Origin of the sequence: Sphingobacterium sp. LZ11T8, assembly GCF_024261425.1 — a bacterium.
Taxonomy (GTDB): domain Bacteria; phylum Bacteroidota; class Bacteroidia; order Sphingobacteriales; family Sphingobacteriaceae; genus Sphingobacterium.
Genome location: NZ_JANBZY010000003.1, coordinates 349,889 through 371,818, shown reverse-complemented (window position 1 = coordinate 371,818; position 21,930 = coordinate 349,889). Strand labels below are relative to the sequence as shown.

The 21,930-nt window shown below is 41.2% G+C and carries 17 protein-coding genes; 7 read left to right on the top strand and 10 right to left on the bottom strand.

Features of this window, described 5'->3' with window-relative positions; all coding sequences use genetic code 11:
- Positions 1 to 73: 73 nt before the first annotated feature.
- The 3 genes from odhB to NLF99_RS09800 all read right to left on the bottom strand — a co-directional run bounded on the left by odhB (position 74) and on the right by NLF99_RS09800 (position 5,563).
- A complete protein-coding gene (gene odhB / locus NLF99_RS09810; protein WP_185214184.1) occupies positions 74 to 1,321 on the bottom strand; it encodes a 2-oxoglutarate dehydrogenase complex dihydrolipoyllysine-residue succinyltransferase in 1,248 nt (415 codons plus the stop codon).
- 65 nt (positions 1,322 to 1,386) lie between these two features.
- Positions 1,387 to 4,128 (bottom strand): 2-oxoglutarate dehydrogenase E1 component, encoded by a 2,742-nt coding sequence (locus NLF99_RS09805; protein WP_185214185.1) that lies wholly within the window; start codon positions 4,126 to 4,128, stop codon positions 1,387 to 1,389.
- A gap of 199 nt (positions 4,129 to 4,327) precedes the next feature.
- Positions 4,328 to 5,563 carry a deoxyribodipyrimidine photo-lyase gene (locus NLF99_RS09800; protein WP_254528005.1) on the bottom strand — a complete coding sequence of 412 codons (1,236 nt, stop codon included), beginning with the start codon at positions 5,561 to 5,563 and terminating at the stop codon, positions 4,328 to 4,330.
- A 204-nt stretch (positions 5,564 to 5,767) separates the two neighbouring features.
- Here NLF99_RS09800 and NLF99_RS09795 point away from each other — a divergent pair, with 204 nt between their 5' ends.
- The 3 genes from NLF99_RS09795 to asnB all read left to right on the top strand — a co-directional run bounded on the left by NLF99_RS09795 (position 5,768) and on the right by asnB (position 10,680).
- Positions 5,768 to 6,640 (top strand): hypothetical protein, encoded by an 873-nt coding sequence (locus NLF99_RS09795; RefSeq protein ID WP_185214187.1) that lies wholly within the window; start codon positions 5,768 to 5,770, stop codon positions 6,638 to 6,640.
- 63 nt (positions 6,641 to 6,703) lie between these two features.
- Entirely contained in the window at positions 6,704 to 8,542 is a 1,839-nt protein-coding gene (locus NLF99_RS09790; protein ID WP_254528004.1) for a UbiD family decarboxylase, read from the top strand.
- Between the two features lie 443 nt (positions 8,543 to 8,985).
- The gene (gene asnB, locus NLF99_RS09785; RefSeq protein ID WP_254528003.1) at positions 8,986 to 10,680 is read left to right on the top strand and encodes an asparagine synthase B; all 1,695 of its coding nucleotides are present in this window, start codon (positions 8,986 to 8,988) and stop codon (positions 10,678 to 10,680) included.
- A gap of 47 nt (positions 10,681 to 10,727) precedes the next feature.
- On the opposite strand, the gene NLF99_RS09780 is transcribed toward asnB, so the two are convergent.
- The 5 genes from NLF99_RS09780 to NLF99_RS09760 form a co-directional block, all read right to left on the bottom strand.
- Entirely contained in the window at positions 10,728 to 11,396 is a 669-nt protein-coding gene (locus tag NLF99_RS09780) for a lysoplasmalogenase (protein ID WP_185214190.1), read from the bottom strand.
- A gap of 10 nt (positions 11,397 to 11,406) precedes the next feature.
- Positions 11,407 to 12,846 (bottom strand): amino acid permease, encoded by a 1,440-nt coding sequence (locus NLF99_RS09775; RefSeq protein ID WP_185214191.1) that lies wholly within the window; start codon positions 12,844 to 12,846, stop codon positions 11,407 to 11,409.
- A 1,309-nt stretch (positions 12,847 to 14,155) separates the two neighbouring features.
- On the bottom strand, positions 14,156 to 14,302 hold the full coding sequence (locus NLF99_RS09770; RefSeq protein WP_185214192.1) for a FeoB-associated Cys-rich membrane protein: 147 nt from the start codon (positions 14,300 to 14,302) through the stop codon (positions 14,156 to 14,158).
- A complete protein-coding gene (feoB, locus tag NLF99_RS09765; protein ID WP_254528001.1) occupies positions 14,302 to 16,404 on the bottom strand; it encodes a ferrous iron transport protein B in 2,103 nt (700 codons plus the stop codon). Before feoB ends, NLF99_RS09770 begins: the two co-directional genes overlap by 1 nt.
- Positions 16,404 to 16,643, bottom strand: a complete 240-nt coding sequence (locus NLF99_RS09760) for a FeoA family protein (protein ID WP_185214194.1) — start codon at positions 16,641 to 16,643, stop codon at positions 16,404 to 16,406. Before NLF99_RS09760 ends, feoB begins: the two co-directional genes overlap by 1 nt.
- Positions 16,644 to 16,749: 106 nt before the next feature.
- On the opposite strand from NLF99_RS09760, the gene NLF99_RS09755 reads away from it, so the two are divergent.
- Positions 16,750 to 17,223, top strand: coding sequence for a MarR family winged helix-turn-helix transcriptional regulator (locus tag NLF99_RS09755; protein WP_185214195.1), 474 nt, complete (start codon positions 16,750 to 16,752; stop codon positions 17,221 to 17,223).
- Here the strand turns inward: NLF99_RS09755 and NLF99_RS09750 are convergent, their stop codons facing one another.
- Positions 17,224 to 18,060: a ZIP family metal transporter gene (locus NLF99_RS09750; protein ID WP_185214196.1), complete on the bottom strand. Its 837-nt coding sequence runs from the start codon at positions 18,058 to 18,060 to the stop codon at positions 17,224 to 17,226. It abuts the gene before it with no gap.
- A complete protein-coding gene (locus NLF99_RS09745; protein ID WP_185217560.1) occupies positions 18,057 to 18,656 on the bottom strand; it encodes a phosphatase PAP2 family protein in 600 nt (199 codons plus the stop codon). Before NLF99_RS09745 ends, NLF99_RS09750 begins: the two co-directional genes overlap by 4 nt.
- Positions 18,657 to 18,847: 191 nt before the next feature.
- On the opposite strand from NLF99_RS09745, the gene glmM reads away from it, so the two are divergent.
- The 3 genes from glmM to NLF99_RS09730 all read left to right on the top strand — a co-directional run bounded on the left by glmM (position 18,848) and on the right by NLF99_RS09730 (position 21,902).
- Positions 18,848 to 20,230 (top strand): phosphoglucosamine mutase, encoded by a 1,383-nt coding sequence (gene glmM / locus NLF99_RS09740; protein WP_254527999.1) that lies wholly within the window; start codon positions 18,848 to 18,850, stop codon positions 20,228 to 20,230.
- Between the two features lie 74 nt (positions 20,231 to 20,304).
- Positions 20,305 to 20,874 carry a hypothetical protein gene (locus NLF99_RS09735; protein ID WP_254527989.1) on the top strand — a complete coding sequence of 190 codons (570 nt, stop codon included), beginning with the start codon at positions 20,305 to 20,307 and terminating at the stop codon, positions 20,872 to 20,874.
- A gap of 98 nt (positions 20,875 to 20,972) precedes the next feature.
- Positions 20,973 to 21,902 carry a hypothetical protein gene (locus tag NLF99_RS09730; RefSeq protein WP_214649552.1) on the top strand — a complete coding sequence of 310 codons (930 nt, stop codon included), beginning with the start codon at positions 20,973 to 20,975 and terminating at the stop codon, positions 21,900 to 21,902.
- Positions 21,903 to 21,930: the final 28 nt, after the last annotated feature.

Sequence of the window (21,930 nt, the reverse complement as noted above, 5' to 3'; positions counted from 1 at the left end):
AAAGAATCTCTCAAAAATACAAAAGGTCGCTTAATTATTTTAAGCGACCTTTTGAGAATTATGTGTTTTGGAATTAAACTTCCAATAATAATCTAGCTGGATCTTCAAGTAATTGCTTAACGCGTACCAAGAAGCTCACTGATTCACGACCGTCGATAATACGGTGGTCATAAGAAAGAGCGATGTACATCATTGGACGGATAACCACTTGGCCATTTTCAGCGATTGGTCTTTGGATAATGTTGTGCATACCTAAGATTGCCGATTGAGGGGCATTGATAATAGGCGTAGACATCATTGAACCAAATACACCACCATTGGTAATGGTAAATGTACCACCAGTCATTTCATCGATCGTCAATTTGTTGTCGCGAGCTTTTGTAGCCAATTCAGCAATTGCTTTTTCGATTTGGTATAGGGCCATAGACTCTGCATTTCTGATTACTGGAACTACTAATCCTTTTGGAGCAGAAACTGCAATTGAAATGTCAGCAAAGTCAGAATATACAAGTTCATTCTCTTCGATACGAGCATTGACTGCAGGCCATTCTTTCAAGGCAGTAGTCACTGCTTTGGTGAAGAATGACATAAAGCCTAGACCGATACCATGTTTCTCTTTGAAAGTATCTTTGTACTTAGCACGAAGATCCATGATAGGTTGCATGTTTACTTCATTGAATGTAGTTAACATGGCTGTATCATTTTTAACAGCAACCAAACGCTTAGCGATTGTTTTACGCAATGAGCTCATTTTCTCACGACGTTCTACACGCTCACCTGCACTCACTGGAGCAGATGGAGTTACCGCTGCAGCAGGAGCCGCTGGTTTAGATTCCGCTTTCGCTGGAGCTGCTTGAGCTTTCTCAGCATCCTCTTTGGTGATTCTTCCGTCTTTACCTGTTCCTTTGATCGTAGATGGGTCGATTCCTTTTTCTCTTAAGATTTTAGCGGCAGCAGGTGATGCTGTGCCAGCAGCATAAGTTTCAGGACTTTCGTCAGCTTCAGCTTGAGCAGGTTTTGACTCCGCCTGTGCAGCTGGAGCTTCCTCTTTTTTCGCTGGAGCATCGCCAGATCCTGCAGGAGCGTCTCCGTCTTCAATGGTACATACTACCGCACCGATTTCCAGTGTATCACCTTCTTGTGCAATAATACGTAGGATACCAGCTTTTTCAGCAGGTAGTTCAAACGTTGCTTTATCAGATTCTAATTCGGCAATGTTCTCGTCCATTTCGACGTAATCACCATCTTGTTTTAGCCATTGGGCCAAGGTTACTTCGGTAATTGATTCACCAACCGAAGGGACTTTGATTTCTAAGCTCATATTTACTTCTTTTAAACCTCCATTAAATATACTATAATATTACAACGGACGGTTAAACATTTTGTTTATTCGAATGATTTATTAATTATTGCTTCTTGTTGCGCCACATGTTTTTTCATGTAACCTGTAGCAGGGCTTCCGCTCTCCGTACGTGCAATATAATCCGTGAAATCAAGGTCAGTCTTGCGGAATATACGGCAGTAATATGGCCATGCACCCATGTTTTCGTTTTCTTCCTGAACCCAGATGAATTCAGTCGCTTTCTTGTATTTCGCACGGATCGCCTTGAATTGATCTACCGGTGCAGGATACAATTGCTCAACCCTAACGATGGCTACATCGGTACGTTTGTCTGCTTGTTGTTTCTCCAATAAATCGTAGTAGATTTTTCCTGAACAGAATAATACACGTTTTACGGTCGTTGCTTTTGCGTAGCTATCATCGATTACTTCTTGGAAGTTCTCTTTGGTAAAGTTATCCAGTTTAGAAACCACTTTTGGATGGCGCAATAAACTTTTTGGCGTAAAGACTACCAATGGTTTACGGAAATCTCTTACCAATTGACGGCGCAATAAGTGGAAGTAGTTCGCTGGAGTGGTACAGTTTGCAATGATCAGGTTGTCGTTCGCACATAATTCCAAGAAACGTTCGATACGTCCCGAAGAGTGCTCTGGACCTTGACCTTCCATACCGTGAGGTAACATCATGACCAAACCGTTCGATCTTTTCCATTTGGTTTCAGCACTTGACAAATATTGGTCAACGATAATCTGAGCACCATTGTAGAAGTCACCAAACTGTGCTTCCCAAACTGTCAATGCTTGAGGATTCGCCAATGCATATCCATATTCAAAACCTAGGACTGCATACTCAGAAAGTAAGGAGTTATAGATGTTGAAACGCTCACCACCATTAACATTTGCCAATGGAATGTATTTCTCCTCCGAGTCTTCCAAAGTCAAAACTGCATGTCTGTGAGAGAATGTACCTCGTTGAACATCCTGTCCTGAAATACGAACGCGTTTGCCATCATCCAATAGGGTAGCATAAGCCATCAATTCACCCATCGCCCAATCGTAGTTGTCATTTTTAACCATGGCAGCACGATCTTCGAACAATTTTGAGATCTTACGGAAGAACTTCTTGTCTTTTGGTAGGGTCGTGATTTCCGTAGCCAATTTCAAGAATTCCTTTGCAGGAACCTTCGTGTCTACCTCTTCATAGTTATCAGCCTTTTTAGCGGCATGTAAACCTTTCCACGCTCCACCGAACATTGGAACTTCTTCATCCAATTTATCCGTTTTCTTGGCGATGTCCAATTGCTCTTGAAGATAATCCTTAAATTCCTTCTCTGTGTTTTTCACATAGGTCTGGTCAATGGATTTCTCATCCACCAATTTCTTGGCATATACATCTTTTGGATTCGGATGTTTTTCAATAGCCTTGTATAATAATGGTTGAGTAAACTTAGGTTCATCAGCCTCGTTATGCCCGTAACGACGGTAACATAATAGGTCGATATAAACATCAGTTTTATATTTCTGACGGTATTCTACCGCTAAATTAATCGCATAAACTACTGCTTCAGCATCATCTCCATTGACATGGAAAACTGGTGAAGAAGAGATCTTGGCAACGTCCGTACAGTAAGTTCCTGAACGGGCATCTTTATAGTTGGTCGTAAAACCAACTTGGTTGTTGATGACAATGTGAATGGTACCACCAGTACGGTATCCTTCAAGTTTTGACATCTGAGTTACCTCATATACCACACCTTGACCTGCAATTGCCGCATCTCCATGAATCAATATCGGCGCAATCTTCGATGAATCGCCATTGTATTTCATGTCGATTTTAGAGCGCGTGATACCTTCAACGATAGGATCTACAGTTTCTAGGTGCGAAGGGTTTGGAGCCAGAGATAGGTGGATAGATTTACCGTCTTCTGTAGTCACGTCCGATGAATACCCTAAGTGGTATTTTACGTCACCACCAAATTGTAATTCCGGATCCTCTTCGGCATACATTTTACCTTCGAATTCAGAGAAGATAGTTTTGTAAGGTTTACCCATGATGTTTGCCAATACGTTCAAACGACCACGGTGAGCCATACCGATCATAAATTCTTGGATTCCTAAACTAGCACCTTTTTCAATGATGGAATCCAATGCTGGAATTAAGCTTTCAGCACCCTCAAGGGAGAAACGTTTTTGTCCCAAGAATTTGGTTCCCAAGAAACTTTCGAAGATCACCGCACGGTTCAGTTTCCTGAAAATGCGTTTCTTCTGATCTACATCGTAGTGAGGTTGGTTTCTGTCCGCTTCCATATGGTCTTGCAACCATTTGATTTTCTCAGGATTACGGATGTATTTGAATTCAGCACCAATAGAACGACAGTAAGTGTCTTCAATCAGCTGACGGATATCTCTTAATTTGGCAGGGCCTAAACCAACTTCCACACCAGCATTGAAAACCGTGTCCATATCAGATTCTGATAGGCCAAATGTCTCTAACTCTTTGCCTGGGTAGTATTTGCGACGCTCGCGAACAGGGTTGGTTTGGGTAAATAGGTGACCACGGTCTCTATAACCATGGATCATGTTTAGTACGTTGATTTCTTTTAATGCGTGATCAGATACACCTTCAACTGATTCAACCGAACCACCTTCTGATGTTTGACCAAAGTCAAATCCTTCAAAAAACTTTTGCCAACCAAAATCTACTGAATTTGGGTCAGCTTTGTATGCTTGATATAAACCGTCGATGTAACTCGAATCAGCATTACTCAAAAATGTCAATTTGTCCATGTGGATTGGGGTGATAAAATTTTGCCAAATTTATAAATAATAAACATACTTTTCCGCATTTAATCGATATAAAATACAATGTTTTAGCATGTTTTTTCGTGTATTCTGTTTAAGAAATAAATAATAGTCAATTTTTGATAAACTTTGGGTTTATTATTGTTTTCTCCATAATATTTTAACGTTGAGAAAATGAATTTGTTTATTTCGAAACATATAATTTCTTGGCAAGATCTTGCCAGTCAGCACAGCTGTTTTCCTTAGGACTGGTCCCCACAGAAGCCATGTGCGACCAAAAGCCATAGGTGGTTGCTGGCGCATAATCTAATAGGTGCTCCTCAAAAAAGCTAGCACCGGCAAGCCAGTTGGAGTCTAGCTCTTGGGTAAAATATTTGGAAATCAACCTTCGCTCCGCATAGGTGATGTTTCCTGTGCTCAATAGAGTTTGGATGCTATCATCAACTGTTTCCTGACCCGTATTGGCCGTTTTCCAGTTCAGGACCAATTCCTCATTGATGCTTTCTATATTATTTTGCTCTGTTTCCATTCCATTTAGCTTAAAAAATACATTGGGATATTTTTTGAGCATAAAGCGGAAATAGTCTCTCCACAATAGCATGGTCATCAGGCGATCGTATCTTTTTTTATTTTGGACCAACGCTGAATCCTGCATCTCATGGTACACGTAAATCGGCGATAGGGCTCCAATAGCGATATATGGGGAGATCAATGAGAAATTGTTCAGCCCTTCGTAATTGGGGTCCAAAAGGTTGTTAAGTTTTTCTATACCAAAATCTTCGCCCCCTTCAAAGCTTTTCCCAGCGAGGGGTTCTATTTCCTCTTCCGTATAGCCTAACTCCTTTAAGCTAGGGATATTCGTTTCTTCCAAGTGTTGCGGGCTAGGAATATTCTGAGGCGCTGCAAGGGGAAGGCGAACCGAACTTTCTCGTTCGATCTTTTTTCTGAAAATATTGAATTTATCAGGAATATCCTTGATTGGAAAGGGTAAGTCCTCTTTGTGAAAAAGGGTATGGCCGATAAAATGCCTCAGGTTGATTTTGTTCTCCCAAAGCTCGGCTTCCACGATCTCGGAAATCTGGGTCTCCCTCGAGGCTACCTCCCGATGGTGGAATACTTCTCCAACCTCATATTTAGCACATAAAACAGGAAGGATTTCCTCAGGTTTTCCAACAAATGTCATCAGGTCACTGCCCATTTTTTGGAGTTTCGCCTTTAATTTCGCAACCGATTCCAAAAGAAATTGTGCCCTTTTGATGCCGGTATTGTTTTGTTGGAATTTGTTTTTGTGGAAATAACGAGGATCGAAACAGTAAACGGGAATGATTAAGTCTGATTTGTTTATAGCTTCAATTAATACTTCATTGTCATGCAGTCTTAAATCATTCCTAAACCAAACAAGAACTACTCTTTTACTCATATTATACCCCGAAATGCGTTACTTAACAAATATAGTCTATTCTAAGTGACTGGGGGCATCCCCAACCCGAATTTTTACATGTCAAAGACAATGTGATTAATTGTTAAAATTTATTTGATTTGTAAAATTTTTAGAAACTTTAAACTTTCGCAGTTTAATTCTGTTAGCATTAAATAAATATTATAACAAATAAGAGGAGGGAAGATGGAAGTGTTATTATCAGGTTTGAATTCTTATTTGGGAAAACGAGCCATGAGTAACCTGAGCAGGGAGGATTTTAATGTACATGGGATTGTTAGGGACTTGGATTTGTTTAAATCCAGAGTGTTTGAGACATTGACGGCAACTCTTGATAAGGTCGATTTATTGCGGAGAGGCAGAGAATTTGAAGCCTTTAAAATCGAGTCTGGAGTGGGCCTTTCCATTTATATTACCCATGTTCCTACATTAGGTGAACTCGTTAACCTTAATTTAGAACTTATAACATTGAAAAACTTCATTGAACTGACCAAGTTAAATGGAGGTAAACGAATCGTCTACATAGCAAGGCTAATGGATAAGCCTTTTATTAAGGATATTGAAGCGCTCTTGAAAGCTTCCAATATCACTTATACCATCGTGCTCAAAAACTTGGCTATAGGGAAGGGCAGTGTCCTGGATAAATATATGCATCTCCTGATCAATGGACGTTATCTGCCCTATGATAATGCCATTGCCAAAGTTAAGTTCAATCCTATCTCATCACTGGACCTCTTACGCTGGGTCTATAATGTTGATTGGGACAAATGTTTCCTGAATGAAACCATTGAGATTGGAGGGCCAAGAACCATCACCGTTCAAGAAATTTATCGCTTGTACAAGAAAACTTTGTACCCTAATGCCGAAGTGAAAAGCATATTGGTCCCACATTTTATTATGAGTTTGGTTTTCAAAAAAGCCTACCATATCCATAAAGAGGACCTTATTGAATTCAAGCGCCTCATGGAGCGTGAATACCCTATTGACAATACATCTTGGAAAAACAAAATCTTATTCTCCTTTACCCCGCTAGATCAGGTCATCAAGCTCGACCAATAAATTCTTAAACCTTCTTATATTCCCGCTATTAGCTTACATTTGTAGCTAAGCGAGCTATTAAATATGGGATACAAAAGTTTACAAGAATGTGTTGCCGACCTAGAAAAACATGGTCATCTTATCCGAATCAAAGAAGAAGTCGATCCTTACCTGGAAATGGCCTCTATTCAGATGCGGGTATATGATGCCCAGGGTCCGGCCTTATATTTTGAGAATGTCAAAGGATCAAAATTTCCGGCAGTATCAAACCTCTTTGGAACCCTTGAGCGATCGAAATTCATGTTCCGGGACACCTTGGATCACGTCAAGAAATTGGTTGACGTCAAAATGAACCCGATGTCCGTTTTGAAAAAACCATTTTCCTATGCGGGCTCTTCCATGGTGGCCTTGGGTGCTTTGCCTTGGAAAAAGAAATCTGCAGCTCCCATTTTGTATGGGCAAACCAAGATCTCCGAACTTCCTCAGATCGTAAACTGGCCTATGGATGGTGGCCCTTTTGTGACCATGCCGCAGGTATATACAGAAGATATCAGCAAACCGGGCATCATGAATGCCAACCTTGGTATGTATCGGATACAGCTAGGGGGCAATGAATATGTCCAAGATCAAGAGATCGGTTTGCACTACCAGTTGCATCGTGGTATAGGTATACATCAGACCAAAGCAAATGCCTTAGGGAAACCGCTGAAGGTCAGTGTTTTCGTCGGTGGTCCGCCTTCACATCCGCTTTCGGCTGTGATGCCTCTTCCAGAGGGGCTCTCCGAAATGATCTTTGCTGGCGCCCTAGGGAACCGTCGCTTCCGTTATTTCTATGATGAGGAAGGCTTCTGTATCTCTGCAGATGCTGATTTTGTCATTACAGGTACCGTTTATCCAAATGACAACAAACCTGAAGGCCCATTCGGGGACCATATCGGTTATTATTCATTGGTACACCCTTTCCCATTGATGAAGGTACATAAGGTTTACCATAGAAAGGACCCCATCTGGTCCTTTACCGTCGTGGGTAGGCCTCCACAAGAAGATACCAGCTTTGGTGCATTGATCCATGAAATTACTGGTAATGCGATCCCTCAGCAGATCGGCGGTCTACATGCTGTACATGCCGTTGATCCAGCTGGAGTGCATCCCCTGTTGTTTGCCATAGGTAGCGAACGATATACGCCATATCAAAAGGTCGATAGACCTCAGGAAGTATTGACCATTGCAAACCAGATTTTAGGTACCAACCAACTCAGTCTTGCGAAATATCTATTTATTTCAGCCTTTGAGGATAACCCTCAATTGGATATCCATAGTATCAAGGATTTCTTTACCCATATCTTCGAAAGGATTGACCTTAGCAGGGATCTGCACTTCCAAACCAACACGACAATCGATACCCTGGATTATACAGGGGATGGATTGAATGCAGGATCAAAGGTCACTTTTGCAGCTGTAGGGGAAGTAAAAAGACAATTGATTAGCGAATATCCTGTGGGATTAGATTTACCAAGACCTTTCAACCATGGAAAAGTGGCCTTACCTGGGATCATCGTACTAGATGGTCAAGCCTTTACGAGCTATGAAGAAGAAGCCAAGCTGCTGGGAGAATGGTGCGCGGCAGCAAAGGATAGAAATTGGGAAGGCATACAGCTTATCGTATTAGCAGATGATGCAGCCTTTACCGCAGAAAATGAAAACAATTTTGTGTGGGTGACCTTTACAAAGTCCAATCCTGCCTTTGATATTTATGGTATCGATAGTTTCACGAGCCATAAACACTGGGGCTGCCATGGTCCTGTGATCATCGATGCGAGAAGTAAACCTCATCATGCTCCTGATCTGATCAAAGATCCGGCAGTGGAGAAGCGAGTTGATCAACTTGCCGCTAAAGGTGGATCCCTGCACGGTATATATTAGAACAAATTCCAAAAAATAATAGACGAGGTTGCCTTTTTTGGCAACCTCGTTTTGTATGCCATGCTCAGTCATTATTCTGGCCATCCCTAAAAATTTACAATCTTTTTTTTCCTCCATTTAAACTTGGTCTCATTCGGGACACATTCCGAATTTTCCGAATGTGTCCCGAATGAGACTAAAGGAATTCTCGAAGCCGGTTGGTAGGGACGCTCGAATGAATTGTTAAAATAATTTGAGCCAATAATCCAGCATGGTTAAAATTTTTACCCTGATGTGTTTTTTAATAAAAACCAATAATAGGTATGAATAAATCAACAAAACTTTAAAATATTTATTAAATATTCAATAAAAATTAAAAAAGATTATGAAAATTGTTTTTTAATACTTTACTTTGTGTCATTAATTCATGAAAACAAGTAAATAATTAACAAAACAACAATCGTATGTGCGGAATTGTCGGAGCATTTGAATTGAAACAACCCCTAGAGTCCTTAAGGCCGCAGGTCTTGGAAATGTCGAAAAGAATTCGTCATAGAGGACCAGATTGGTCGGGGATCTATAGCTCATCGAAAGCATTGTTAGCTCATGAGCGTTTGGCCATTGTTGACCCTAAATCCGGAAGTCAACCTTTATACAGTCCTGATGGACAGGTAGTCCTTGCTGTAAATGGTGAAATCTACAATCATAAGGAGTTACGAAATTCTCTGCCAAATTATCAATTCTCGACTTTGTCCGATTCCGAGGTTGTTTTGGCTCTTTACTTGGAAAAAGGACCTGCTTTTGTTGAGGAACTTAACGGGATCTTTGGATTTGCCCTATATGATTCTCGCGAAGATTCATTCTTTATTGCTAGGGACCACATGGGTATTATCCCGCTATACTATGGGAAAGATCAGTACGGACAGTTGTTTGTCGCATCAGAACTAAAATCCTTGGAAGGTTTCTGTACAGAGATCGAACAGTTTCCTCCGGGGCATTATTTATATAGTAAAGAAGGTTTGGAGCCTAAGCGTTGGTATAAAAGGGATTGGGAGTCTTACGAGACTGTACAGGACAATGAAACGGATATCGCCAAATTGAGAAAAGGTTTGGAAGATGCGGTCCATCATCAATTGATGTCCGATGTTCCATATGGCGTATTGCTGTCTGGTGGATTAGATTCCTCGGTCATCGCTGCCATAACCAAAAAGTTTGCTTCCAGAAGGATTGAGAGCAATGATGAGGAAGAAGCTTGGTACCCACAGTTGCATTCATTTGCGGTAGGCCTTCAGGGTTCACCGGATCTAATTGCCGCTCAAAAGGCTGCAGATCATATTGGTACCATCCATCATGAGGTAAACTTTACCATACAGGAGGGTCTTGATGCAATCAGGGATGTGATCTACCATCTGGAGACCTATGATGTGACGACCATCCGTGCTTCAACACCTATGTATCTATTGGCTAGGGTAATCAAATCAATGGGAATAAAGATGGTGCTTTCAGGAGAAGGGTCGGATGAATTATTTGGTGGTTATCTGTATTTCCATAAAGCCCCAAATGCAAAAGAATTCCATGAGGAAACTGTGAGAAAGCTGAAAAAGCTCTATCTATATGATTGCTTGAGGGCGAATAAATCATTAGCTGCTTGGGGAGTCGAAGGAAGGGTTCCGTTTTTGGACAAAGAGTTTATGGATATTGCCATGAGCATCAACCCTGAAGATAAGATGATCAGGGATGGCAGAATGGAAAAGTGGGTGGTCAGGAAGGCCTTTGAAGATTATTTGCCAGAGTCGATTGCTTGGAGACAAAAGGAGCAATTCTCGGATGGGGTAGGATATTCTTGGATCGATACCTTAAAGGCGCAAGCGGAAGAAAAAGTTTCAGATACAGAATTCGAAGCAGCGGCGCATCGGTTTCCGATCAATACGCCAAAGAACAAGGAGGAGTATCTGTACAGAAGTATCTTTGAAACACATTTCCCTTCGGATGCTGCCGCGAAAACAGTTCCTTCAGTGAAGTCTGTTGCATGCAGTACGCCTGAAGCATTGGCTTGGGATGCTTCCTTCCAGAACCTAAACGATCCTTCGGGTAGGGCGGTTGCCAATGTGCATAATGAAAGTTATGGAAAAAAGGCACAAGAAGAATTACTGACATAGTTTAAATCATATCATATCAACTTGTATTAATGCCGGGCTGTAATTATTTACGGCCTGGTTTTTTTGTCTAATATGATTCCGAGGGTAATAAAATATTGGGCGAGGATATAGCTGGACATAATGTATAGACCAGAATTGGCCAGGTAGGCCACAAACTTATTAATTGCTAAAATAGAATCTGAAAAGATAAATAAAAGGGCGCCGACCAAAGAGATGATAAAACTTAAGGAATTGGTCTGATACCTCCTGGTATAGGCAAAAAAGGCCATAGCTGCAATGACGAGAATGTATAGGATCACTGGAACCTTTAATGGTCCTAAACTAGGCTGGAGAATGCCATAGAGATAATAGGAATAGCTGGCCAATATTCCGGCGATGAGAATATAGCTTTTATGTTTGCTCAGGGCCTTGGCATTCGTCTGTTTGCTAAAGGCTATGACATAGAGGATGTGTCCGATCAGGAAAGAGGCCAATCCAGCCACAAACATGTCATGCAACATCAAGAATATATCGCCCAGACAGCCAAAAAATAGACCTACCGCGGTCAACTTTTCAATGTTCTTTTTTAAGCCGGTTTCCTTATAGAGGATAAAGATTAGGGAGAGGCAGATCAGTGGTTTTGTAAAGAACCTCAGATTGGGAAGGTTGGCATAAACGGCATATAAATGAAGCAGTGCAAGGAGCAAAAATGCGATATGTAATTTGTACTGCTTCATTTTATTGGATTTAGATATCCTTATTTTTCAGCTGTTTTTCTTTGTTCCGTTTTACCAAGATATAACTGATCCATAGGAGCAAGACCCAGATAGGGATAAGCTCCACAGAGATCTTTAATCCGGTAAACCACATCATCAACAATACGCCCAATAAGAACAATAAGCTGAAATAGTTGCTGATCGGGTACAGAATGGTTGGGAATTTAGTCTTGATCCCTTGTTTATCCTTCTGTTTCCTGAAAAACATGTGGGTCAGTGTAATCATGATCCAGTTGATGATCAAAGCGGATACCACTAGGGACATTAGGATTCCTAATGCCTCTTTTGGGATTACTTTATTGATCAAAACCGTAATGGCTACAATTCCAGCAGATACCAGGATCGCATTTACAGGTGAATGGTTTGAATTTAATTTCTTAAGGAACTTAGGTGCATTTCCCTGTTCCGCCAAGCCATAAAGCATTCTTGAATTACTATACACACAGCTGTTGTAAACAGATAGGGCAGCAGTAAGAACGATGATGTTCAGGGCATTTGCAATGATGCTCGTAAAGAAGAATGTCTTGCCGAACAGTTCAAATTGGAAGCCTTTTAAGGTTGCAAATACTTCAACGAAAGGACTTGTGTCGGCAGTAATGGTTCGCCAAGGCATTAGGGAAAATAGGATGAATAAGGCGCCCACATAGAATACCAAGATTCTCCATAAAACTTGATTGGTCGCTTTAGGGATATTTTTCTCTGGGTTTTCAGCTTCTGCAGCAGTGATCCCCACCAATTCCAGTCCTCCGAAGGAGAACATGATAATGACGAGCGCGGCGAGTAATCCCGAATATCCTATATCACCATTGCCGTTGAGCCAGCCATGGGGGAAGAATCCGCCATCATTATAGAGATTGGCTACGGTTGCTCTTTCGCCTCCATTCCCCGAAACTAAGAGATAGATCCCGAAGATGATCATCGCGATGATAGCCACGACCTTGATGATGGAAAACCAGAATTCGGTTTCTCCATATACCTTTACGGATGCGAGATTGATGACATTGATGACCAAAAAGAAGAATAGGGAAGAAGCCCAGAGCGGTATCTCAGGCCACCAGAACTGTACATATTTTCCGATTGCTGTCAATTCGGCCATACTGACCAAGATGTACAGTAGCCAATAGTTCCAGCCGGAAGCATAGCCTGCAAAGGGTCCCCAATATTTATTGGCAAAGGAGCTAAAGCTGCCCGAGATCGGTTCTTCAACGACCATTTCACCCAGTTGCCGCATGATGAAGAAGGCGACAAGCCCTGCGATGGCATATCCCAATATAACAGAAGGGCCGGCTAAAATTGCTGCCTGTCCAACCCCTAAAAATAAACCTGTACCGATGGCTCCACCTAAGGCAATTAACTGAATATGTCTATTGCTAAGGCCTCTTTTTAGTTCTTTTTCGTTGTTTTCTTGCACTCTGAAGAAGGTTAATTCCTGATTATGTTCCTAGTTAATATTCTCCATCGGCCTGAGGACCGATAAAAGGCACAAGATAAATTTTTCATTTTAATTTTTGTGCATCAAATAAAATAAAGAGTGTTTTAATCGGAATATTATGGAAAATAATTTTTTTTATGTTAAGTAGGATTAGGGCGGATGTGGGTTTTTTAGGGTGGGGAGGAATTGGAACCTAAGCTAGAATAAAATTAGGATTGCTGGGCAGTTCCTTAAATTTTGGAGAACCACACCTTGTCACCCTGATGCAGGAAGGGTCTCGGAATGCAGCAAACCAACCCTTAATAAAAAATGCATTGGCGTACAGTTCCTTGACCTTCGGTCAAGGATGACAGGGTCGGTGGGAGGAAAACCGTACAGATTCCTCACTGATCGTTCAGAATCAAAATGCGCTAAAGAGGGATTCAGAGTGAAACGAAGAATCAATTTTTTGTTTTTTTAGAATAGCTGTCATCGTGAGCACAGCGAACGAACTGTTTTCTTTAACAAGAACTATTGAAAAACATTTCACCCCCTCTGGGGGTTGGCCGATGCAAACATTCAATTTCTATAAAGATGTCACCCCCGCTGGGGGTTCTCAGAATTCCAACTTGAATATGGATGGTGTATCCTAAAAGTCTTTAAAAAAGAAAACCTTCAAGATTAAAAACATCTGGATTTTATTGGCGTATAGTCCCTTTAACCGAAGGTTAACCCCACACAGGCACCCTGATGCAGGAAGGGTCTCGGAATGCAGCAAACCAACCTTTAATAAAAAATGCATTGGCGTACAGTTCCTTGACCTTCGGTCAAGGATGACAGGGTCGGTGGGAGGAAAACCGTACAGATTCCTCACTGATCGTTCAGAATCAAAATGCGCTAAAGAGGGATTCAGAGTGAAACGAAGAATCTATTTTTTGTTTTTTAGGATAGCTGTCATCGTGAGCACAGCGAACGAACTGTTTTCTTTCTTTAACATGAACTATTGAAAAACATTTCACCCCGCTAGGGGTTAGCGGTTGCAAACATTCAATTTCTATAAAGATGTCACGCCCTCTGGGGGTTCTTACCCTAGATACAACGGGCTAACACAATTCATCCCAACCTAGCGAGATAGCTTTACAGCTAGATGTTAATTATGATCTTGGTCCATCCTCTCATCCTTAACATCCTGGTTCAAATACATGGGCGGGCGAATGCAATTCACCTCTACAAACAGGGAAGGCTCTCTCGCCAAAGAAAAAAGGCATCCTTTTTCGGGATGCCTTTCTATTTTATTTAAGATTTTTTATTAGCTTTTTGGCTTTACTTCTACCGTACAACAACCTTTGCTACATCCTGAGTTTCCTTTTTTCTTGCTGAAAAAGGGTTTAAAGATCACGTACAATGCGTAGATGAAAAGGATAAAGATGATGATGTATTGTATAATTATGCTCATTACTTTAAGATTTGATAGGCAATCAGCGCCGCAACATAGGCTAAGCCAGTCATGAACAACGTTTGGATCATGGTCCATTTCCATGAACCTGTTTCTTTACGAACTACACCAATGGTTGCCATACATTGCATTGCAAATGCGTAAAATAATAATAACGAAATTCCTGATGCAAAATTGTATGCAGGTTTTCCGGTGTTGCTATTGATCTCCGAACGCATTCGGGTCAATAGGGAACCCTTTTGGGCTTCATCTTCGATGTCTACATCGGGTCCCATGCTGTACACTACGGCCATCGTTCCGACAAAGACCTCGCGTGCCGCGAAGGATGAAATCAGACCGATTCCCATCTTCCAGTCATAGCCTAAGGGTCTTACGATCGGTTCGATTCCCATTCCGATGTAACCTAAGAAAGAGTGTTCCAATTTATATGAACCAACTTCTTGTTCCAGCTCAGCACCTGTAAGGTTAGGGTTGTTCTGTTGCACGATTTCTTCCGCATTGTAGAATTTTTGGTTCGGTCCGAAGTTTCCGAATACCCATAATACGATGGAAATCATCAAGATGATCTTACCTGCTTCGATTAAGAAACCAGAGGCCTTATCCCATACATTGGTTAGAACATTTTTCCAATCTGGTAGTTTGTATGTCGGTAATTCAAAGATCAGGAAGGAAGAACGTACGCTCTTGATCACTTTGTTTAAGATCCATGCAGAACCTAATGCGCCAACAATCCCCAAGATATACATGAAAAATAGGGTGATTCCCTGCACGTTAAAGCCCAAATAGGTAGTCTCAGGAATGATCAGCCCGATGATAACGATATAGATCGGTAGACGTGCCGAACAGGTCATAAATGGAGTTACCAAGATGGTCAACAGCCTTTCTTTGGGGTTTTCGATGTTACGGGCAGACATAACGGCCGGAATGGCACATGCCGCTCCAGACATTAATGGAATGACCGATTTACCGTTCAACCCGAATGGTCTTAACCAACGGTCCATAATGAATACGACACGGCTCATATAGCCTGATTCTTCCATTAAGGAAAGGAAAAGGAATAGAATGACAATCTGTGGGAGAAAAATTACGATACCACCAATACCAGCTACGATCCCTTCAATAAACAGGGAAGATAATGGACCCTCTGGAAGGACCGTGGATAGGTAGGCCGTTAGATCTCCGAAGCTGCCGTCAATCCAGTCCATTAACGGTCCGGACCAACTGAATATGGCCTGGAAAATCAACAACAAAAGACCAAAAAAGATAATATAGCCAAGTACAGGGTGCAATAAGATCCTGTCGATCTTGGATGTAGTATCCAAGGTTTGGTTTTTGGATTTGATCAAGATCTTATCGAGTTCCAGGCTGATTTGGTCCTGTCTGAAAAGCGACTCTGTCTTCTGCATCTCGTGCGGATCCAATTGGTGTTTAGCACGGATTGCTGCCAATTCTTCTTGTTGGTCTACAGGTAGGTAACTTACGTTTTCCTGAGCTAGATATTGCCAAGTAAGATATTCTGTTGCTAAAGGGAAAAGTTTCTTGGCTTCGTTGAGTGCCTTGCTGTATTTTTCCGGAATCTGGAAGGTGCCTTGGTAGAAGGATGGTTTTTCATCCAGGGAACTGATCAGTTTTTCCAGTCCTTTACCGGTACGGGCATTCGTTTGATAGATTTTGGTTTTCAGATAGGCTTCCAATTTATGGAAGTCGATGGTTACACCCTTACTTTCCACTTCATCGATCATATTGATTACGAAGATGGCTGGAAGTCCCAGTTCACGCGCTTGTTGGTACAGGATGATCCCTCTTTTTAGTGTTGAGGGTTCTGCCACCACCACGGTAAGGTCAGGACTGAGTTTATTTTCTCGCTGGCTTAGGATTTTGAAAACAATTTCCTCATCCAAAGAGTTAGGAAATAGGGTATAAGTACCAGGGAGGTCAATGATATGATAAGTCTTGCTATTTGCTTTTAATGTTCCTTCTCGTTTTTCTACGGTAATCCCTGGATAGTTACCAACCTTTTGGTTAAGTTTAGTAAGTCTATTGAACAGAGAGGTTTTACCAACATTGGGGTTTCCCAGAAGGACAATATTCGGGTCTTTCATTAGATTAATTCTGCAGTGATAAGTTTGGCTTCGGATTTACGGATGGCGATAAGGGCATTGTTTTCAATGACGTTGACACAGATAGGTCCACTAAGCGGAGCTTTATGTTTTATTTCAACAATGGAACCAGGGTAAAAGCCTAATTCATAGAATTTTGCAGGAATTTCTGTGGACTGTATGGTATTAATCTTGGCAAGGTCTCCGATTTTTAATTTATCAAGGCTAATTTTTTGCGGCATTCGACGACAATTTTTTATGTTTTTTGAATAAAAATCAACAATAGCAAAGATAAATAATTAAAATCTTTTAAATTGCGAATTAAGTCACACTAATGTATTATTAAATATGCCGAAGATCGAAGAATTGGTTAAAGTAAAGCAATTCGCAAGTCCTTGGCATCGCGCTACGATCAATATTATTTACACAAACAACTGGTTGAACGTGATGCTGGAGAAGAGAGCGAATGCCAAACAAATCACCTTGCAACAGTTTAACGTGTTGCGCGTCTTACGCGGTCAGTATCCCAATCCTGTTACCAATAATTTGTTGAAGGAGAGGTTGCTAACCAAAACGCCTGATATCAGTAGGTTAGTTGATCGCATCGTAAGTAAGGGCCTAGTTTCTAGGGAAAAGAACAGCGTAGACAAGCGCGCAGTCGATCTATTGATCACCGACAAAGGCTTGGAGCTGCTAGAAGAAATCGAGACTGACATGATGCTGGATGATGTACTTCCAGAAAACATTACAGCCGAAGATTGCTTTAAGCTCAGTGAATTATTGGATAAGTTCAGAGGCCTGATGAATGAGGTCGAGTACTAACTAATGTTCATGATCTGAATGGTCATGGTCATGATGATCATGATCGTGGGATTCTTCAGTTTGATCTGTAGTACCATGGTTATGATGAGAGTGGTCATGACCTTCAAATAAGAAGTTGGCCATGGAAACCAAAACACCTAATAACACTGCCAACATCTTTTTCTTGTTGAAGGTATGATGATCTGCCGATCCTGATTCGAACAGGATAGTGGTCGAGATGTGCAAGAAAATACCGATCACAACCGCCATAATCTTGTCGAAATACTGTGCTATGTTTCCGATTTCACCAGCACTGATCCCTTTGCTCGTTACGAATCCCAGTGGGGTCATAGCTGCAAAGATGGCGATAAATACGATGATGGTGGCTTTCTTTAGCCTTGTTCCGATCAATAAGCTTCCCAATGCGAAGGCAGCTGGGATATGGTGGATAGCGATACCAAAGACCAGTTCATTTCGGTGTCCTGAAGCCAATGGGAATCCCTCTAGGAAGGCATGCAGACATAGACTGATCAGGATAGCAATGGGAAATGCCTGATGGTTATGCCCATCGTTGCTATGGTGGATATGACCGTGCTCAATACCCTGTGAAAAATGCTCCAGAACTAACTGAAATAGGAATCCCCCTAAGATATACAGTCCAATGATTTCCCCAGGAGTCTGATTGCTGTGGTACACTTCAGGTATCAAGTGCAATACGGTTATGGCAAATAAATATGCACCACTGAAGGAAAGGACCAGTTTCAATAACTGGGTATTGTCTCTTTTGACAAAAAATACAGCAATACCACTTAGTAATGCGGAGAAAAATAGGATGGATACGATCAAGAAACTACTCATGCAGCTGTTGTTGTTGGAATGGGTTTGGGTTCAAAAAACTGAGGATAAAACCTTTTGAATAAATAGCCAGTCCCTAAACCTATGAGTGTCCCCAGGATGGCCCCGCAGAGGATATCCAAGGGGTAGTGAACTCCGACATAGATCTGAGAAAAGGATATGGAAGCCGCCCAAAGGATACATAGCCATAAGGTATGTTTCCATTTGCGACGAAATAATACAATCCAGAAGAACGCCATCGCGAAGTGGTTTGTGGCATGGGAAGAGGTGAAGCTAAACCCAGAGCCACAGCGAGCGCGCAAATTAACCTGGTTTTTGAATACTACATCATTACAGGGCCTAACTCGTTTAACCGATTTTTTGATCAAATGCGAAGAGGCACCATCTGAAATCCCAAAAGTTGCCAATGTACAGGCAACGATCAAAATTCCGGTCTTGCCGTAATGTTTGATGAAAAAGATGATTAAAAATAAATAAAGTGGGGACCAAGTGTAAGGATTACGTAAGATAGGCAGTAACCAGTCGAAAACAATGTTGCTCAAGCCCTGGTTGATTAATAGAAATAAATCTTGATCGAAATGGATTATTTTCTCTAACATATTTTTGTTGTAGAATGGTCAATTTTCATTAATTAAACCAAATCTAAAAAAATAAGATGTAATACCTTACTTATTATAGTAAACGAAACTAAGTTGCAACAAAGATATGCATAAGAAGGAAAAAAAGAATAAAAAACATTAATAATTATTTTATTCCGTTATTTTTACGAGCATTAATAACATTTATACTTATGGCTTTAATAAAATCTATTTCAGGAATTAGGGGAACAATAGGCGGAAGACCTGGAGATAACCTAACACCTGTTGATATTGTGAAATTTACTGCTGCTTACGGAAAGATCATTACAGAAAATGCAGAGAACAAGACTATTGTCGTAGGCCGAGATGCCCGTATCTCTGGAGAGATGGTTTCTAATCTAGTGATTGGGACCTTGCAGAGTATTGGGGTTAATGTAATCGACCTAGGCTTGTCAACTACACCAACAGTTGAGATTGCAGTGCCTAAGTTAAAGGCTGCTGGTGGGATTATCCTAACGGCTTCCCATAACCCTGGACAATGGAATGCACTGAAACTGTTGAACGAGAAGGGTGAATTTATTGATGATGCCAAAGGTAAAGAGGTTTTGGAGTTGGGAGAGAGCCTGAATTTTGATTTTGCTGAGGTAGACCAGTTGGGCTCTGTTACTAAAGACGATTCGTTTTTACAGAAACATATAGAAGATGTATTGGCGTTGGAATTCGTGGATGTGGAAGCGATCAAAAAAGCCAACTTTAAAGTTGCAGTTGATGCAGTGAACAGTACAGGAGGTACCTTTATCCCTGAGCTGTTCAAAGCTTTAGGTGTGGAGACGGTTTATAAGATTCACTGTGAGCCTAATGGGCAATTCCCGCATAACCCTGAACCTTTGAAAGAGCATTTAACTGATCTTTCCCAAGCTGTGCTTGACAACAAGGCTGATCTGGGTATTGCTGTTGACCCTGATGTGGACCGCTTGGTTTTCATGATGGAAAACGGTGAGCTTTTCGGTGAGGAATATACCCTGGTGGCTGTTTCAGATTTTATCTTGGGACAGAAAAAAGGAAATACAGTCTCTAACCTTTCATCTACCCGTGCATTGAGAGATGTTACGGAGAAACATGGAGGACAATATTTTGCGGCTGCAGTAGGTGAAGTGAATGTGGTGACCAAGATGAAGGAAGTAGATGCGGTAATCGGTGGCGAGGGTAATGGTGGTGTGATCTATCCGGCATCTCACTATGGTCGTGATTCATTGGTTGGGGTTGCATTGTTCTTGACGCATTTAGCAAAATTGGGTAAGAAGGTAACGGAATACCGTGCTGAGCTTCCGCAGTACTATATGTCAAAAAATAAGATTACGCTTACTCCTGATTTGGATATCGATAATCTGTTGGCGAAAATGCAAGCAAAATATGCCCACGAACAACATTCTACAATTGATGGACTGAAGATAGATTTCCCGAATGAGTGGGTTCACCTTCGTAAATCCAATACCGAGCCTATCATTCGTATCTATTCGGAAGGCCCAACGGCAGAAGCTGCCGAGGCAATCGCTCAAAAAATAATGAACGAGATCCAAGAGATCGTAGGATAAGGTCTGTAGGGACGAAATAAAAATCCCCCAAAACAGTTATTTATTGTTCTGGGGGATTTCTGTTTATTTGCACTATGAAAAACATCAAGCTGATCCTTCTTTGTCTATTTTCTTTGAGCTATTTGAGCTTACAGGCTCAAGAGTCTGTAAATATCAAGATCAAGCAGGATTATCAAACATTGACTGCCAAGGATGGGGTGTTCAATATCCAGAGAAAACCTTTCAAGTTGGTTTTTCATGTAAGGAATACAGATGGTTTTTGTGTTGGGATCACCCAAGATGAAGATATTTACCGTTCTGCAATAGGAGAGGCCGATATGGAAGTCATGTGGTTTGAGAATACGGGCATGGCTGAAGGTCGATTCAATGAAGACCTGACGACCACGATTTCGGATGAAGCGCCAAGTTATTGGTACTTTACAGCTATCGATGACCATCGTTTTGATAAGGACCCTTATGGAACCCCGCAGGAATGGCTGGCAGAACGCACTGTAAATTCTTTTTATCTGGCTGAGTTCAGTGAATCCTTCAAGTTGGAAGATATGGTGAGACCAGTTTATGTCGTTGTCTATGAGCCAGTTTATGATGAGGACTATAATTTGATCGATAAAAAGGTGTTTTATCATGCCAAAATCAATATGTAGTATTTATTTTCGGTATTTTTTTTATTTTTATAGCTATTTGTCTACAACATATTATACTATTTAATAAATTTGGCGATATATTATAACAATTTTCGCCAGTGAAGACCCCATTTCGCTTTTTAAGCACACTATTGTTGATGTCTGTTTTGTGTCTTTCATCTTGCGAGAAAGCACCAGATTTCCAGAAGCCACTCGTAAAGGAGGAAAAGGCTAATATCCAGACCAATACCGGTTTTGTTGATAAAGAAGTTCCTATGGCCTCCGACAACTGGGAGGTGGTTCATGTCAGGAATATTAATCCAACTAAGTATCTATTAGATTCCCGTTTGCAAATCATGCGATTAGGAGGGGTAGGTCGCGTGGAAAATTCACAAGGTTTCATTACTTTGGAGAAAAAAGGAAATGACCCTAGAAAGTTATTTATTTCCATGACCGAAAACTTCAGCGCAGAACCGAGAAGGTTGTTGATTGGAATTAAGGACCAAGAGTCTACCAAGGAAATTGAGATCATCCAAGAGAGAGGTGGCGACTATGAATTGGTTGATAAGATCATTACCGAAAAGACTGATGCACGTAAGGTAACTGTTCTTAAGCTGAACAGTACTATCATTGATAACAAAGCAAGCAATCCCATGACCATTAAAACTCCTATTAAGGAGTATTATAAGAGTGTGAATGTTGTTTCAGAATTCAGCGCGAATTTTTTCAGTGTTTTCGATTGGACTCCAGCACCTGATAGTTTGATCAGTATGATCGCATTGGAGCATCAAGGGGCGAAGGTCTGGGACGAAAAGGTCAAATATGTCAGAGGAGTACAATCTACCCCTTATATGGCAAATGCAACTCAACCTGTAGATATCATTGTACCTGCGAATTCAATGAAAACGGTATATGCTGAAGTTACAGTGATAAACCGTGAATGCGAATTTACTTTTAAGATCAAGAACAAACAAACCGGATATCTGAGCACCTTGAAAGGCCGTTGGAAACAACAGGTGCCTATTAAAGGTGAAATCAAGGTCATCTAACCTAACCTTTCCCAATTTTTTTATTTTT

Bases quoted from the DNA above. Each gene is read 5' to 3' on its own strand.
- NLF99_RS09760 (WP_185214194.1), bottom strand. From the start codon at position 16,643: ATGCCGCAAAAAATTAGCCTTGATAAATTAAAAATCGGAGACCTTGCC.
- NLF99_RS09745 (WP_185217560.1), bottom strand. From the start codon at position 18,656: ATGTTAGAGAAAATAATCCATTTCGATCAAGATTTATTTCTATTAATC.
- NLF99_RS09780 (WP_185214190.1), bottom strand. From the start codon at position 11,396: ATGAAGCAGTACAAATTACATATCGCATTTTTGCTCCTTGCACTGCTT.
- NLF99_RS09800 (WP_254528005.1), bottom strand. From the start codon at position 5,563: ATGAGTAAAAGAGTAGTTCTTGTTTGGTTTAGGAATGATTTAAGACTG.
- NLF99_RS09755 (WP_185214195.1), top strand. From the start codon at position 16,750: ATGCCGAAGATCGAAGAATTGGTTAAAGTAAAGCAATTCGCAAGTCCT.
- NLF99_RS09770 (WP_185214192.1), bottom strand. From the start codon at position 14,302: ATGAGCATAATTATACAATACATCATCATCTTTATCCTTTTCATCTAC.
- NLF99_RS09750 (WP_185214196.1), bottom strand. From the start codon at position 18,060: ATGAGTAGTTTCTTGATCGTATCCATCCTATTTTTCTCCGCATTACTA.
- NLF99_RS09735 (WP_254527989.1), top strand. From the start codon at position 20,305: ATGAAAAACATCAAGCTGATCCTTCTTTGTCTATTTTCTTTGAGCTAT.
- asnB (WP_254528003.1), top strand. From the start codon at position 8,986: ATGTGCGGAATTGTCGGAGCATTTGAATTGAAACAACCCCTAGAGTCC.
- feoB (WP_254528001.1), bottom strand. From the start codon at position 16,404: ATGAAAGACCCGAATATTGTCCTTCTGGGAAACCCCAATGTTGGTAAA.
- NLF99_RS09790 (WP_254528004.1), top strand. From the start codon at position 6,704: ATGGGATACAAAAGTTTACAAGAATGTGTTGCCGACCTAGAAAAACAT.
- NLF99_RS09805 (WP_185214185.1), bottom strand. From the start codon at position 4,128: ATGGACAAATTGACATTTTTGAGTAATGCTGATTCGAGTTACATCGAC.
- NLF99_RS09795 (WP_185214187.1), top strand. From the start codon at position 5,768: ATGGAAGTGTTATTATCAGGTTTGAATTCTTATTTGGGAAAACGAGCC.
- glmM (WP_254527999.1), top strand. From the start codon at position 18,848: ATGGCTTTAATAAAATCTATTTCAGGAATTAGGGGAACAATAGGCGGA.
- odhB (WP_185214184.1), bottom strand. From the start codon at position 1,321: ATGAGCTTAGAAATCAAAGTCCCTTCGGTTGGTGAATCAATTACCGAA.